The organism is Sorangium sp. So ce426 (genome assembly GCF_051475585.1).
Lineage (GTDB): Bacteria > Myxococcota_A > Polyangia > Polyangiales > Polyangiaceae > Sorangium > Sorangium cellulosum_B.
The window spans coordinates 12,996,847-13,011,995 of sequence record NZ_CP150341.1 but is presented as its reverse complement, the minus strand read 5'-3'; the positions used below and the strand labels follow the sequence as shown (position 1 = coordinate 13,011,995).

The following is a 15,149-nucleotide window of genomic DNA, read 5'->3' as shown; positions in this document are numbered from 1 at the left end:
GCCCCGCTCTAGGACCCGGACCCACGCTCCAAGGACTCGGTGATGGGGGATCCCAGCTGGCAGCAGAACCGGCGCGTTTTACTGATCGACGACGACGAGGCCATCCACGAGGATTTCCGCAGGACCCTCCGATCCGAGGTGGAGGGCTCGACCTTCGCGAGCCCCCAGCCGACGCTGTTCCGCGAGCCGCCCGCCCGGCGGCCGGTGAGGTTCGAGCTCACGTCCGCGACCCGCGGGGAGGAGGGCCTGGCGAAGGTCCGCGAGGCGCTGCACGGCGGCGCGCCGTACGCGCTCGTGTTCGTGGACGCGCGCATGCCGGGGTGGGACGGCGTCGAGACGCTCTCGCGCATCTGGAAGGAGGACGGCGCCATCCAGGCGGTCCTCTGCGCGGCGGACGCGGATGACTCGTGGGAGGAGATCGCCGCCCGGTTCGGGCAGACCGACAACCTCCTCATCCTCGCCAAGCCGTTCGACCCGAGCGAGGTCCGCCAGATGGCCTTCGCGCTCACCGAGAAGTGGAACCAGCGCCGCGCCCTCGCGGCGGCCAATTACAAGGTGTCGACGCAGTACACCGTGACCAGGATCCTGGTCGAGTCGACGACGCTCTCCGAGGGTGTCCCGGCGCTCCTCGGCGCGCTCGGGGAGACGCTCGGCTTCCGGTTCGCCGCCCTGTGGCTCGGCGACGACGAGAGCGACGGGCTGCGCTGCGAGCACACCTGGAGCGCCGCGCCCGACGACGCGATCGCGCTCGAGGCGGCGACCCGGGGCGCGCGGTTCGCCCGCGACGCCGGGCTGCCCGGCCGCGCGCTCGCCCAGGGGGAGCCGACCTGGTTCAGCGACATCGACGCCGAGGCGGACGACCCGCGCGCGCAGGCGGCGCGCGGCGCCGGCCTCCGCTTCGCGGTCGAGCTCCCCATCGCGGTCCGCGCCGACGCGCAGGTCGCGGCCGTGCTGGAGCTCATGGACGCCGAGCCGCGCGCGCCCGATCCGGGGCTGCTCGACGTCCTGCTCGCCGTCGCCGCCAAGGCCGGCCACTTCATCGGCAGCAAGCGCGTGGAGGCGGCCCTGCGCCGGAGCGAGGCGAACAACCGCGCGCTGCTCTACGCCATCCCCGACACGATCCTCCGGATCAGCGGCGACGGCATCTGCCTTGATTTCAAGGCCTCCCGGGATCCGAGGCCGTCGCTCCGCGCCGAGGATCTCCTGCACAGGCACGTCGCCAACGTGTTCCCCGCCCACGTCGCCGAGCAGATCACCGGCCTCGTGGCGCGAGCGCTCGCGGACGAGGCGACGCACGTCTTCGAGTACCAGGAGCAGTCGGCGGGCGGCGCGCGCGACTACGAGGTCCGGATCGCCGGCAGCGACAGGGCGGAGGCGGTCGTCATCGTGCGGGACATCACGGAGCGGAAGCGCGCCGAGGCGGAGACCGAGGCGCGGCGCGCCCGGGAGGAGGCCCTCCGGGCGCAGAACGAGATCCTCGCGGCGCTGTCGACCCCGCTCATCCCGATCAGCGACGACATCGTCGTGATGCCGCTCGTCGGCGCCCTCGACAGCCAGCGGACGCGCCGCGTGCAGGAGACGCTGGTCCGGGGCGTCGCCTCCCGCCGCGCGCACGTCGCGATCCTCGACATCACCGGGGTGCCGCGGATCGACGGCCCGTGCGCCGACGCGCTCCTCGGCGCCGCGACGGCGGTGCGCCTGCTCGGCTCGGAGGTGATCATCACGGGCCTGAGCCCCGACGTGGCCAGGACGCTCGTCGAGATCGGCGTCGACATGAGCGGCATCGTCACGCACAACACCCTGCAGAACGGCATCGCCTCCGCGATGATCTCCGCGAACGCGCGCGGACGGCGCCGGCGGCGCCGCGCGAGGTCGCGCGGGTAGCGGCCGGCGGCCCGATCTCGCCGGCGCGTCAGCGCTTGCCGGTCTGCGCGGCGTGCCTGTCGAGGGCGGCGAGGACGCGGTCGTAGTCGGGCGGCAGCTCGACCGGCGGGTTGGCGAGCCGGCTCGTCACGTCCGCGAGCGCGCGCTCGTGGTATTTCACCTTGAACTCCGTGAACTTGAGGCCGTTCGCGGTCGAGACCACGACGACCCGCTGGCGCTTCTCGACGAGGCCCTTCTTCACGAGCTTCTCCAGCGCGGCGAGGGCGACCGCCGTGTGCGGGCAGGTGTACATGCCGGTGCGATCGGCGCGGGCCGCCGCGTCGCAGAGCTCGTCCTCGGTGACCTCCTCCGCGACGCCGTCCATCGCCTTGAGGGCCAGCATCGCCCTCGGCGCGCTCACCGGGTTGCCGATCTGGATCGCGCTCGCCAGGGTCTCCCCCGCCTTCATCGGCACGACCTCGCTCCGCCCCTCGGACCACGCCTTGAAGAGCGGGTTGGCCCGCGCCGCCTGCGCCACGCAGAGGCGCGGGAACCGCGTCGTCAGGCCGAGGTCCTTCAGCATCTTGAAGCCCGCGTAGAGGGCGTAGGCGTTGCCGAGGTTGCCGCTCGGGAGGATGACCCAGTCGGGCAGCGTCCAGTCGAACTGCTGCACGATCTCGATGGCCACGGTCTTCTGGCCCTCGAGCCGCAGGGCGTTCATCGAGTTCGCAAGGTAGACGACGCCGTCGGCCGAGAGGCGCTGCACGATGGCCATGCAGCCGTCGAAGTCGGTGTCCAGCGAGAGGACCAGCGCCCCCGACGCGATCGGCTGGACGAGCTGCGCCGTCGACACCTTGCCCCGCGGCAGCAGCACGACGACGGGCAAGCCGGCCGCCGCCCCGTACGCCGCGAGCGACGCCGAGGTGTCCCCCGTCGACGCGCACGCGATCGCGCGCACCTCGAGGCCCTCGCGGATCGCCTTGTTCACCACCGAGACGAGCACCGTCATGCCGAGGTCCTTGAACGACCCCGTGTGGCTGTTGCCGCAGAGCTTCACCCAGACGTCATCGAGCCCGAGCGTCTTGCCGTAGCGGTCCGCCCAGAACAGGTTCGAGCCGCCCTCGTCCATCGACACGATGGCCTCGTCCGGGACCTCGGGCGCGACCCACTCCCGCTTGCCCCAGACCCCGGAGCCGTAGGGCCACACCGTGCGCTTGTAGCGCTCGTCGAAGAGCTTCATCCACGTCGCGGGGCTCCGGTCACGGAGCGCCTCGATGTCGTGGGCGACGTCGAGCAGGCCGCCGCAGGTGGGGCAACGGTAGAGGGGCTGCGTCAGCGGGTAGCTGCCGGCACAACCGGTCAGGCATCGGAATGCAGCAGAGTAGGCCATGGCAATCGGATCTCCTGGGTGGCGGGAAGCGCCCGCGGGAGGTGGTGTCGGTTCAGTCGAAGCGTGGGGCTTCCATGCCGAGCCGCCTATAGAAGTAGATCGCCGCGTTCCTGGCAAACGATCCCTGCGGGAGGTAGACGTCGCTGGGCTCGCGCAGCGGCTCGCCGGCCGAGAGCGGCCCGTCCCGGTCGCCGGCCAGCCGCTCGAGATCCTCGAGGAACGCTTCCATGGAGGGATAGCGGTTGTTCGGGCTCTTGCGGATCGCCTTCAGGATCACGGACTCGAGCAGCGGATCGAGGCTCCGGCGCTTCTCCGAGGGGCGGGGCGGCGGGGTCACGAGCTGCCTGGCGAGGAGCTCCGACTGCTCCGAGCGCGGGAACGGCAGCTCCCCGGTGAAGGCCCGGAACATGACGACGCCGAGCCCGTAGACGTCGGTGCGGGCGTCGGGCAGGTCGCTCACGACCTGCTCGGGCGCCATGTACTCGAGGGTGCCCACGGCGGTGCCGGTCGCCGTGATCAGGTCGGCGGCCTGGATCTTCGCCAGGCCGAAATCGAGCACCTTGACCGCGTACGGGTCGCCCTGCGGGCCCACGAGGTAGATGTTGTCCGGCTTCACGTCGCGGTGGATGATCCCGGCCCGGTGCGCGGCGGCGAGCCCGGACGCGGCCTGGGAGAGCACCGGGATGGCGAGATCCGCGTCCATGCGGCGCTCGCGCCGGAGCCAGTCGCCGAGCGACTCGCCGAAGAGGTACTCCATCACGAGGTAGGGCGCGCCGTCTTCCGAGCGCGTGCCGGCGTCGAGCACCCGGACGATGTTCGGGTGCCCGATCGTCGCGGCGCTCTGCGCCTCGCGCACGAACCGCTCGCGTGTCCGCTCCGCCCGGGCGGCGAACTCCTCGAGGACCTTGATGGCGACCGGCTGGCCCGTCGCGATCTCGACCGCGAGGTAGACGCGCGCCATCGCCCCTTTGCCGAGGTAGCCGCGCACCTCGTAGCGCTCGCCAAGGACGGTCCCGCGCAGCCGGGTCGGCTTGTACCGGAACAGGTCGACGCGCCGGCCCTCGGTGAGCTCCGCGCCGTCGTAGGGGCAGAACCGATGGCCCGCGTCGTACTCCCGGTGGCAGCGCGCGCAGAACATGGCCCCGCATCGAATAGCGCCCCGCGCTCCGGCCACGCAAGCCCGCTCGGGAGAGGCCGCTCGGCCGAGGGGATTCTCCTTGCGGGCAGGTGCTGCCTCCGGCAATTTGCGAGGGTGGCGCCATCGTGTGCCGGGGGACGACATGCCGCTGCCGCCGACCTCACAACGCCTGCTCGATCCCGACGCCGTGCCGTATTTCCTGTGGGATCTGGGCATCACCGTCGCGGAGGCGCGTCGGATCCTCGCGCGTGAGGCTTCCCCGACCCGGGATGACCTGATCGCCCGCATCCTCCGTGAGGCCAACAGCCGCGACGTATGGACGCTGCTCGATTGGCCCGCCATCGAGGAGGCCTGGCCTCGGGTCGTGCACCGCCTGGGGCGCGCCCGTGGCGTCTGGACGATGATGCTCGAGCGTCGCCGGGAGCATGTCCGGACTACCGCGGCTGCCTGAGCTGGCCGAGCGCTTGGTCCTCGCGGCCCAGGACGCATCGCCCGCGGTGCGGCTGGTCGGAGGCTCAGGGCTCGCGTTGCTGCTCGATCACCGGCGCTCCGACGATCTGGACCTCTTCTGCGGGTTGCGCGAGGACGTAGAGCCGATTGTCCGCGCGCTGGAGGCTGCGGCGGCCGCCTCGACCGTCGGCGTCATGCGCGTGAGGTCTGCACCTGGCTTTGTGCGGCTCGAGGTTGCCTCTGGACCAGAGGTCCTCCGCGTCGATGTCGCGTCGGATGCATCGCCGAGGCTGGTCGAGGCGGACACGTACGTCGGTCGTATCCGGGTCGAGGCGCTCCGCGATCAGCGTGCGAACAAGATCGTGGCGCTCCTCGGGCGGTCGGAGCTGCGCGATCTCGTCGACCTGTTCTTCATCGACCGCGCCGGCTTCCCGATCCTCCTGGGCTTTGAGGATGCCCTGAAGAAAGATAGCGGAATGGATCCGGCGTGGTTCGCCTGGGCGGTGTCCCAGATCGAGCTGAAGCCGCTGCGCGGCATGGTCGTGCCGCTCCCAGAGCAGGAGTTGGAGGCGTTCAAGGAGTCGCTGCGCCGAGGAGCGCTGGACCGCGCCGGCGCAGGCGAGAGCGTCTGACGGAGCAAGCTCTGAGAGGTGACGGCGATGCGTTCGCGCGCGAGTTCCCGGCGCGCGCAGGAGCTGCCTCGCGCCGCGCTCACGCCGCCTTGCGCGGCGAGCGCCCCGTCAGCTTGGTGTACGCGTGATAGCCGAGCCAGCGGAGCGGCTCGGGCGGGACGCCCCGGAGGGGGGCCATGTAGAACGGCAGATCCCGCCACCGCGCGTCGTCGCCCGCGTAGATGTCGCAGAGCACGCGGCCCGCGAGGTTGGCGAGCGTCACGCCGTGGCCGCTGTAGCCAAGGGCGTAGTACACGTTCCGGTGCTCGCCGCGCACCCCCATGCTGCAGAGCCGGCTCATCGTGATGCCGAGGGTGCCCGTCCAGCGGTGCGCGATCCGCAGCCGCTCGGCCGCAGGGAAATAGCCGGTGAGCCGGCGCCGGATGGCCTCGAACGCCGGCCCCGCCGACCCGGGTGTGCCCGGGTAGGAGGTCTTGTTCCCGTAGAGGTAGGCGTACGCTGCGTTGCAGCCCCCGCCGAACACGAGCTCACCGGCGGGCGTCATGCTGGCGTACGCGATCCGGTCGCGGTCGTCGCTGAAGCCGGCGACCTGCCCCCAGCCGAGCGCGGCGCGCGCCTCGGCGTCGAGCGGCTCGGTCGCGATGACGTGCGAGTGCAGCGGAAAGATGCCGGTCTTGAAGTAGCCGAGGCGCGGCGTGTAGCCGTTGGTGGCGAGCACGAGAGCCGCGGCCCGGACGACGCCGCCCGGCGTTGTCAGCTCGATCGTGCGCCCCTCCCGGATCCCGAGCACCGGCGTGTCCTCGTGGACGGCGACCCCCCACGCGAGCAGCAGCGGGCGCAGGCAGCGCAGCAGGTCCACCCCGTTCAGCTGCCCCTCGGTCGCGTCCAGCACGGCCCCGGCCGCGCCCTGGATCCCGAGCCGCTTCGAGAGCGCCGCGCTGTCCAGGTACTGTAGCGAAATGCCCCAGCTGGCCAGCTGCTCCACCCGCGCGTGCGCCGCCTCGGCCCTGCGCGCGTCGGTGAGCACCTCCATGCATCCGTCGCGGCGGTGGCGCACCGGGAGGTCGTGCTCCTGGATCATCCCGACGATGCCGTCGATCCCCGCGCGCGTCGTCTCGTACACGCGGCGCGTGAGCTCCGGATCGCGAGAGCCCACCCCGTTGATCCAGTTCAGCATCATCCCCCCGTTGCGCCCGCTCGCGCCGTTCGCGAGATGACGCGCCTCGAGGATCACGACGCGGAGGCTCGGAAATCGACGGATCAGATGGTATGCGGTGGAGATCCCGGTGAACCCTCCTCCGATGATGGCCACGTCGGCCGCCGCGTCCGCACGCAGCGGAGAGGCGGGCTCATAGACCGGGCCCGCCTCGCTCCACACGGAGCGCGCGGAATCGATGTGCGTGTGCATGGGCGTGTGCGTGCCGACGAGCGCTGCGCGAGCCACGATGATCACCTATCAGAGGGATGCGCCTCTGGCACCATGAACCCCGGGAGCCCTGCTTGAAGCGACGTGTCCGGCTCTGCATGAAGGATCTCTTCCACCAGGACGTGGTGGAGATGATCGAGCGCGAAACCCGCAAATACCAGATCTGGTCCATCGAGGATCCTTCCGACCCGGACTTCGACGCGGCGTATCAGATCCTCTGGGACTGCTTCGGTCCTCATGGAGAGATGGAGCGCAAGGAGGCGATCGAGGCGTTCCTCCGCGACGACCCGTTCACGCCCGAGCCGTCGGGCACGTACATGCGCTACTTCCTGCTCGTGGCGCGAGACGCGGACGGAAAGGTGCGCGGCGTCCGCGACGGCACCGTGCTCATCAATCCGGCGTACGCCCCGGACCTCTGCGTCATCTACCTCGCTCATATCTTCATGATCCCCGAGGCGCGCGGGACGGTGCTGTCGTACTGGCTGCGCATCTCGCCGGTCGAGCTCGCCATGCAGTACCTCACCGACCTGCACGCGATGGGGAAGATCACGCTCCCCGCGCCGTCGGCCCCGGGCAAGTACTTCGGGATGAACGTCGATCTCGCGGCCGAGGTCGAGTACTTCACGCCGGAAGAGCGCCTGTCGTGGCAGCGCATCCTGTTCTACGGCCGAGGCGGGTTCGACGCCATCAACCCGCGCCACTTCCCCTACCGCCAGCCCGACTTCCGCGATCCCGAGGTGATCCGCGCGACCGGCAACCAGCCGTCTCCCTTCATGGTCCTCGTGCGGCGCATGGGCCGCGAGCGGCAGGCGCAGCTGCCGATCGACGAGGCGAGGGCGCTCATGCGGCTCCTGTACGACGACTTCGCGGATCACTGCGCGCCGCACCTGCTCGAGAACAGCCTCCAGCTCGTCCTCGACCGGCTGGAGGAGCGGGCGAAGCGGAAGAGCTTCGTCGAGCTCTTGCCGCTCCCGACCGGGCCCAGGGATCTGCACCGGCTGAAGCCGCTCTTCCGGTACAACGTGTTCACGAGGTACTATCCGGACAGCCCCGACATCCGCGGTTACCTGAAGAACAGCGGCATCCGTGAGAGGCTGCTCGCGAACCCGCGCCACCTCGACGAGGAGCTCGCCCGCATCGCCCGAGAGCTGGAGACCCGTCCTCCGTTCGTCTACGGGAGCCGGGACAAGACCGCGACCTGGGAGGGCACGCCGCTCGCGCCGGGCTCGGAGCCGCTCGCTGACGGGCCCGACGCGGGCGAGATCACCCGCGAGGTGCCGGCGCCGCCGTCGACCCTGCCGCCGCGGTGATCCCCCAGGACGGCGCCGCGCTGATCACGCCGCCCCGGGCGGAGCGGCGCCACCGCGCCCGGGGCCGGCCGTCGCGGCCCGCGCGCGCAGGGCGCCCGCGCGGAGCCTTTGCACCGCGGCGGAGGCGGCCTCGTGGGCGTCGAGCGCGCCGCGCAGCACGAGCGCCCGCCCCTTGGCCGCGGCGGCCTCTCCCAGCGTCCCATCGAGCACGCCCTCGGCGAGCCGTACGAGCGGGCCGATCTCGGCGAGGTTCCGCGCGAGCGCCCGGGCCTCCGTCGCGAGCCCGGACGCCGCCTCGCAGGGCGAGGCGCTCGCGATGGCCGCAGCCTCCTCGCAGAGCCCCTCCGCGACGGGGCCCATGTCGCGCCAGCACGACACGGCCGCGCGCAGGCTGGCCGGCGTGACGTGCGTCGCGCGCGAGGCGTGCGAGGCGTGCGAGGCGTGCGACACGTCGATCGCGCGCGCCGCGTCGACCCGCGGCCCCGCCGTCGCCGCCTGCGCCGCGGCGATGACGGGCGAGAGGGCGAGGAGCGCGCGCTCCAGGGCGCGGGTGGCCTGCTCGACGCGGACGAGGCGCTCCTGCACGTCGGCGCTGGCCAGCGGGGCGTCGCTCAGCGTGAGCGCCGAGAGCCGGCCGGAGACGTCGATGGCAAGCTGCTCGAGGGCGCCGACGATGCGCTGGTCGAAGCGGCGCGGGACGACGTCGAGCACGCAGAGCGCTCCGAGCACGTGCCCGTGCGCGCGCACCGGCACGCCCGCGTACGCGCGGATGCCGTAGCTCTCGACGAGCTCCTTCGGGACGCGCTCGTCGCGCAGCGCGTCGTCGACGATGAGCGGCACCTCGTCGAGCACGACGAGCTGGCAGAAGGAGTTGCTCCTCGACGTCGCGCAGCTCACGGCGAGCTCGAGGGGGAGCCCGTGCTGCGCGCGCAGGAGCTGGACGTGGCGCACGAGCAGGCTGACCACGGCGATGGGCGACCGGGCCAGCTTGGCGGCCCGCACCACGCAGGCGTCGAGGATGGCGTCCGCGTCGGCGCGCAGCACGGCGCCGCGCAGCTCGGCCAGGCGGACGGGGTCGTTCAGGTCGGCCATCGCGCGATGCTATCTCGCCTGGCGGGGCGCGGGTCGGCCGAGGTCACCGGTCACCCCGCGCGCGCCGCCGCTTCCCTCGCCCGCACCGCCGCGATGAAGGTGCGGAGGTGCACCTCGACCACCCGGCTCACGTCGGGCGTGTACCCACCCGCGAGCACCCACGCGATCGGGACGCCCCGCTCGAGCGCGGTCCGGAACACGATCTGGTCGCGCGCGTGGAGATCGTCGTGCGTCAGGTCGAGCGGCGAGTACGGGTCCTCGCGGTACGGATCCGCGCCGGCCTGGTAGAGGATCAGGTCGGGCGCGGCGCGGTCGATCGCCGGGCCGAGGTGCCGCTCCAGGATCTCGAGGTAAGCGGCGCCGCCGCTCCCGTTCGGGACCGGGACGGACCAGCAGTTCTCGGTGTCCGGGGCGCGCTCGCCCTCGACGTCCCGGTGCGCTTTGTTCTGCTTGTACCAGCTGCCGTAGATGGAGAGCTGGGACGCCCAGGGGCGCGACGCGAGCAGCGAGGCGGTGCCGTTGCCGTAGTGGAGGTCCATGTCGACCACCAGGCCGCGGCGGATGCGCCCCTCGGCGCGCGCGCGCTCCAGCGCGACGACGAGGCCGTTGAAGGTGCAGAAGCCCTCGCCGTGGCCCTCGTGCGCGTGGTGGAAGCCGCTCGCGAGGTTGCCCGCGACGCCGTCCTCGAGGGCCGCGGCGGCGGCGGCGACGCAGCCGCCGTTCGTGAAGCGCACCGCCCCGGCGAGCGCCGGCGACCACGGGAGCTTCTGCGACTCGGCCAGCGCCCGGGGCTCGCCTGTCGCGATCGCCTGGACGTACCCGGGCGCGTGGACGCGCAGGAGGTCCTCGTCGCCGATCGCCTCGGGCTCCTCGATGCGCGCGGGCAGGCCGCTCCGCTCGATCGCCTCGCGCACGAGCGCGAACTTGCGCATCGGCATGACGTGCTCGCCGATGTCCGCGAAATAGCGCGGCGTGTGGAACACCCGGATCGGCGGCGAGGCGGCGGCGTCCGAGGTCACTTGCAGACCGACTCGAGGTGATCGAGCGCCTCGCCGACGTGGCGCGGGGCGAAGATCAGCGCCGGCCGGAAGCGGAGCGTGCGCTCGCCCGAGCCGCCCACCTCGAGGCCGCGGTTGCGGAGCGCGGTGAGCGCCGCGTCGCGCCGGGCGGCGTGGGGGAAGTCGACCGCGGCGAAGGTGCCGCTGCCGCGGGCGCCCGAGAGCACCGCGGGGTAGCGCCGGCAGAGGTCCTCGAGGCCGGCGACCAGGCGCTCGCCGGTCGACCGCGTGTTCTCGAGGAGCCGGTCGCGCTCGATGACCTCGAGGATCACCTCGAGCTGCGCGCCGCGGAGCGGGTCGCCGAGCCAGGTGTTGAAGACGCGCAGCGGCTCGATCGGCGCGAGCTCCTCGCGGCAATAGAAGCCGCCGAGCTGCATCTTCTTGGAGAACGTGACCATGTCCGGCGGCTCGGGCAGGTCCCACGCCTCGTGCGCCCAGAGCGCGCCGGTCCCGCCGCCGCAGGTCTGCACCTCGTCGAGGATGAGCGCGACGCCGCGCTCCGCGGTGAGGCGGCGGAGCGCCTGGAAGAAGGCCGGGCTCGCGTGCCGGTCGCCGCCCTCGCCCTGGATCGGCTCGACGATGACCGCGGCGACCTCGTCCGGGTGGGCGTCGAGCGCCGCCTCGACCGCCTCGAGCGAGCGCGCCTCGGCGGCGCGGTTCTGCTCGGCGTGCGCCGCGAGGGGGAAATGGCTCGCGGGGAACGGCGCGACGGGCCAGTCGAACGCGGGGATGTCGAGCTTGTGGATCGGCTTGCTCCGCGTCGCCGAGAGGGCGCCCATGCTGCGGCCGTGGAAGCCGCCGTCGAAGGAGAGCACCTTGAAGGCGTTCACGCCGGGCTGCCGGTTGAGCATGACGGCGGCGAGGTCGCCGTCGCTCGGCTGCGCGCCGCCGCGCCGGCGCCGGGCGAGCCGGATGAACGCGGCCTTGAGCGCGTTCTCGACCGCCTCCGCGCCGGTCGTGAACGTGAAGACGCGCGTGTGCCCCTTCGGCGCGACGCGCATCAGCGTCTTCTCGACGAGGTCGACCCACTCGGGCGCGGGCGCGACGCCGAGCGCGGAGCGGTAGCCGGCGCACCAGTCGAAGCGGCCGCTGCGCCACGCGGCGAGCAGGTCCGGGTGGTTGTAGCCGATGGGCACGGCGGCGATGTGCCCGTACACGTCGAGCAGCACGTTGCCGTCCACGTCGACCATGTAGTTGCCCAGGCTCTTGCGCGCGTCCTGATAGAAGTGGATCGGTCGCGCGTCCTGGTGGCGATGGTGGCGGGCGCGGAGCGCCTCGGACGCAGGCCCCGGGATGGCGGTGCGCATCGAGGCGCGCTCGGGCTCGCCGGGGATGGGCGGGGGGATGTCGGTCGGGGCGTTCATGGTCGGACTCCAATGCAACGGGGGCGGCGGAGCGTCACGCGGATCCGTCGGTCGCGACCGCCGCCCGGACGCGCACGACGATCGATTTCGACGCGGGCGTGTGGCTCTTCTCGGCGATGCTGCCGAGCGGCACGAGCACGTTCGCCTCGGGGAAGTAGGCCGCGACGTTGCCGCGGGGGATCGTGTACAGCACGACGCGGAACGCGCGCGCGGCGCGCTCCCCGTCGGAGAAGCGGCTCGTGACGTCGACGAGGTCCCCCTGGGCGAGCCCGCGCTCGGCCGCGTCCTCGGCGTTCATGAACACGACGCGGCGCCCGCCCCGGACGCCGCGGTAGCGGTCGTCGAGCCCGTAGATGGTCGTGTTGTACTGGTCGTGGCTGCGGATCGTCATCATCAGGAGCTCGCCCGGCTCGAGATCGTGCCGCGGGAGCGGGTGGATCACGAAGTTCGCCTTGCCCGTCGCCGTGCGGAACTCGCGCCGCGCCGCCGCGTTCGGCAGGGCGAAGCCGCGCGGGTCCCGGACACGCGCGTTGAAGCCGTCGAACCCGTCGATCGTGCGCTCGATGAGATCGCGGATCCTGTCGTAATCGGCGGTGAGCTCCTCCCACGGCACGCGCGAGCGCGCGCCCAGCGCCGCGCGCGCGAGGCCCGCGACGATGGCCACCTCGCTCCGCAGCAGCTCCGAGGCCGGCGGGAGGCTGCCGCGCGAGCTCGAGACGACGCCCATCGAGTTCTCGACGGTCACGAACTGCGGCCCGCCCGCCTGCATGTCGCGCTCGGTGCGGCCGAGGCAAGGCAGGATGAGCGCGCGCCTTCCCGTCACGAGGTGCGCCCGGTTCAGCTTGGTCGAGACGTGCGCGGTGAGGTCGCACCGGGCGAGGGCGCGGGCGGTCAGCGCCGTGTCAGGCGTGGCCGAGAGGAAGTTGCCGCCCAGCGCGAAGAAGACGCGGGCGCGCCCCTCGGCCATCGCCGCGATCGCGGCGACTGTGTCGAGCCCGTGGCGGCGCGGCGGGGAGAAGCCGAAGTTCTGCTCGATCCGATCGAGGAGCTCCGCGGGCGGGCGCTCCCAGATGCCCATCGTCCGGTCGCCCTGCACGTTGCTGTGCCCGCGCACCGGGCACGCGCCCGCGCCGGGCCGCCCGATGTTGCCGCGGAGGAGCAGGAAGCTCATCACCTGCTGCACGTTGGCCACGCCGTTCTGGTGCTGCGTGAGGCCCATGGCCCAGCACGCGATCGTGCGCTCGGAGCGCATCGCGATCTCGGCCGCCGCCCTGATCTGCTCGCGCGGGACCCCGCTCTGCGCGACGATGTCGTCCCAGGGCGCGCCGCGCACGGCCTCCGCGAACGCCTCGAAGCCGTGGGTGTGGCTCTCGATGAACGCGCGATCGAGCACGGCGCCCGGCCTCCGCGCCTCCTCTTCGAGCATCTCCTTGATGATCCCGGTGAAGAGCGCGACGTCGCCGTTGATGCGCACCTGGAGGAAGAGCGTCGAGAGCGGCACGCCCGAGCCGACGAGATCGAGCGGGTGCTGCGGGTGCTGGAAGCGCTCGTTGCCGGCCTCGGGGAGCGGGTTCACCGTCACGATCTCGCACCCGCGCAGCCGCGCCTCGCGCAGCGCCGAGAGCATGCGCGGGTGGTTCGTCCCCGGGTTCTGCCCGACGACGAAGATCGCGTCGGCCAGCTCGAAATCGTGGAGGGAGACCGTCCCTTTGCCCACGCCGATGGCCTCGCGCAGGCCGACGCCGCTCGACTCGTGGCACATGTTCGAGCAGTCGGGCAGGTTGTTCGTCCCGAGCTCACGCACGAAGAGCTGGTAGAGGAACGCCGCCTCGTTGCTCGTGCGGCCCGACGTGTAGAAGACGGCCTCGTCCGGCGAGCCGAGCGCGCGCAGCGACGAGGCGACGACGTCGAGCGCCTCGTCCCACGACACAGGCCGGTAGTGCGACGCGCCCTCGTCGAGCAGCATCGGGTGGGTGAGCCGCCCCTGCTTGCCGAGCCAGTGGTCGGACTGCCGCGAGAGCGCCTCGACGCTGTGCTCCCGGAAGAACTCGGGCGTGACGCGGCGGAGCGTCGCCTCCTCGGCGACTGCCTTGGCGCCGTTCTCGCAGAACTCCGCGACCGAGCGCTTCTCCTCGGGCTCGGGCCACGCGCAGCCGGGGCAGTCGAAGCCCTCGCCCTGGTTCACGCGGAGGAGCGTGCGCACGGCGCGCGCGACCCCCATCTCGCCGACCGCGTGCCGGAGCGTCGCGCCGACCGCCGGGAGCCCGCCGGCCGCCGCGCTGCGCTCGCCGATCCGGGGCGCCTCGGGCTCGAGCGGCGGCTCGGCCAGCACGTCGCGCGGCACGTCGCGGGCCGTCACGACGCGGCCTCCGCCGGGACCGCGACGGGGACCTCGACGCGCTCCCGGCCCGCGTACACGTTGAACCGCCCGTCGCGGGCGAAGCCGACGAGCGTCATCCCGTGCGCCGCCGCGAGCTCGGCGGCCAGGCTCGAGGGCGCGCCGACGGCGACCATCACCGGGATCGAGGCCCGGAGCGCCTTCTGCACGAGCTCGAACCCGGCGCGCCCGCTGACCATGAGCACCGCGCCCGGGTCGGGCAGCCGCCCCGCGAGCAGCGCGGCGCCGATCAGCTTGTCGACGGCGTTGTGGCGCCCGACGTCCTCGCGAAGATCGGCGAGCGCGCCTCCCGCGTCGAAGAGGGCCGCCGCGTGCAGCCCCCCGGTCCGCCCGAACACCGCCTGCGCGCCGCGGAGCCGCGCGGCTAGGCCATGCACGACGCCCGGCGCGAGCCGGGGGACGCCCCGCGCGAGCGGCACAGGCGGCGCGAGCGCCGCGACGTCGATCGACGCCTTGCCGCAGACGCCGCAGCTCGCGCTAGCGACAGCGAGGGCGCGCTCGGTGCGCCCGAGATCGACGGCAACGTCATCACCGAGCGTCACGCGCACGAGGTCGCCCGAGGGGCCGACGGCCTCCTCGACGGCGACCACGTCGGCCGCGCGGACGATGACGCCCTCGGCGAACAGGAGGCCGACCGCGAGCTCGCGGTCGTTGCCGGGCGTGCGCATCGTGATGCCGAGGCGGCGCGGGGCGCGGCGCTCGTCCCCGGGGGCGCGCCCGACGACGACGATCTCGAGCGGCTCTTCGACGGCCAGCAGGTCCTCGGTGTCCGAGGCGCTCTCGTCCGTGATCCTGCGGATCGAAACGGGGGTGGTGCTTGACGGCATGACGGGCTCGTTCCCTGCTCCATCCTACCGCGCCAGCGGCGCGGCGCCCGATCGAGCAGACCCCTGCGCAGCTGCGCTCGATCGGCGCAGACGCCTCGGGCGGCGCCCCGGTTGGAAGGCGACCGGTGGCCACTCCCTCGGATTCTGACGGATACGTAGGTGGCATCCCCCGCGCGGACGACGGGGCTCATCGTCGACGCC

General features: G+C 72.8%; 12 protein-coding genes. 4 read left to right on the top strand and 8 right to left on the bottom strand.

All coding sequences use genetic code 11. The annotated features are described in order from the left end of the window. The first annotated feature begins 42 nt into the window (after positions 1-42). Positions 43-1,884 carry an STAS domain-containing protein gene (locus WMF44_RS48940; RefSeq protein WP_437296920.1) on the top strand — a complete coding sequence of 614 codons (1,842 nt, stop codon included), beginning with the start codon at positions 43-45 and terminating at the stop codon, positions 1,882-1,884. A 28-nt stretch (positions 1,885-1,912) separates the two neighbouring features. Here the strand turns inward: WMF44_RS48940 and thrC are convergent, their stop codons facing one another. Together thrC and WMF44_RS48930 are read right to left on the bottom strand one after the other, a co-directional pair. Beyond that, positions 1,913-3,253 (bottom strand): threonine synthase, encoded by a 1,341-nt coding sequence (gene thrC, locus WMF44_RS48935; RefSeq protein ID WP_437296919.1) that lies wholly within the window; start codon positions 3,251-3,253, stop codon positions 1,913-1,915. 52 nt (positions 3,254-3,305) lie between these two features. Then, complete coding sequence (locus tag WMF44_RS48930; protein WP_437296918.1) at positions 3,306-4,391, bottom strand: serine/threonine-protein kinase; 1,086 nt, start codon at positions 4,389-4,391, stop codon at positions 3,306-3,308. A gap of 142 nt (positions 4,392-4,533) precedes the next feature. On the opposite strand from WMF44_RS48930, the gene WMF44_RS48925 reads away from it, so the two are divergent. Next, positions 4,534-4,842, top strand: coding sequence for a hypothetical protein (locus WMF44_RS48925; RefSeq protein ID WP_437296917.1), 309 nt, complete (start codon positions 4,534-4,536; stop codon positions 4,840-4,842). Next, complete coding sequence (locus WMF44_RS48920) at positions 4,817-5,473, top strand: nucleotidyl transferase AbiEii/AbiGii toxin family protein (protein ID WP_437296916.1); 657 nt, start codon at positions 4,817-4,819, stop codon at positions 5,471-5,473. Before WMF44_RS48925 ends, WMF44_RS48920 begins: the two co-directional genes overlap by 26 nt. 79 nt (positions 5,474-5,552) lie before the next feature. Here WMF44_RS48920 and WMF44_RS48915 read toward each other — a convergent pair whose 3' ends face one another. After that, positions 5,553-6,917 carry an NAD(P)/FAD-dependent oxidoreductase gene (locus WMF44_RS48915; RefSeq protein WP_437296915.1) on the bottom strand — a complete coding sequence of 455 codons (1,365 nt, stop codon included), beginning with the start codon at positions 6,915-6,917 and terminating at the stop codon, positions 5,553-5,555. 56 nt (positions 6,918-6,973) lie between these two features. On the opposite strand from WMF44_RS48915, the gene WMF44_RS48910 reads away from it, so the two are divergent. Next, entirely contained in the window at positions 6,974-8,209 is a 1,236-nt protein-coding gene (locus WMF44_RS48910; protein ID WP_437296914.1) for a hypothetical protein, read from the top strand. Between the two features lie 24 nt (positions 8,210-8,233). Here the strand turns inward: WMF44_RS48910 and WMF44_RS48905 are convergent, their stop codons facing one another. From WMF44_RS48905 to WMF44_RS48885, 5 genes are read right to left on the bottom strand one after another with little or no spacing between them, the layout of a single operon-like run. Next, positions 8,234-9,301, bottom strand: a complete 1,068-nt coding sequence (locus WMF44_RS48905; RefSeq protein ID WP_437296913.1) for a GAF domain-containing protein — start codon at positions 9,299-9,301, stop codon at positions 8,234-8,236. Positions 9,302-9,351: 50 nt separating this feature from the next. Beyond that, complete coding sequence (locus WMF44_RS48900; RefSeq protein WP_437296912.1) at positions 9,352-10,320, bottom strand: histone deacetylase family protein; 969 nt, start codon at positions 10,318-10,320, stop codon at positions 9,352-9,354. After that, positions 10,317-11,723, bottom strand: a complete 1,407-nt coding sequence (locus tag WMF44_RS48895; protein ID WP_437296911.1) for an aminotransferase class III-fold pyridoxal phosphate-dependent enzyme — start codon at positions 11,721-11,723, stop codon at positions 10,317-10,319. Before WMF44_RS48895 ends, WMF44_RS48900 begins: the two co-directional genes overlap by 4 nt. Positions 11,724-11,757: 34 nt before the next feature. Next, positions 11,758-14,082, bottom strand: a complete 2,325-nt coding sequence (locus WMF44_RS48890) for an FdhF/YdeP family oxidoreductase (protein WP_437296910.1) — start codon at positions 14,080-14,082, stop codon at positions 11,758-11,760. After that, positions 14,079-14,948, bottom strand: a complete 870-nt coding sequence (locus tag WMF44_RS48885) for a formate dehydrogenase accessory sulfurtransferase FdhD (RefSeq protein ID WP_437296909.1) — start codon at positions 14,946-14,948, stop codon at positions 14,079-14,081. The genes WMF44_RS48890 and WMF44_RS48885 overlap by 4 nt, the downstream gene beginning before the upstream one ends. Positions 14,949-15,149: the final 201 nt, after the last annotated feature.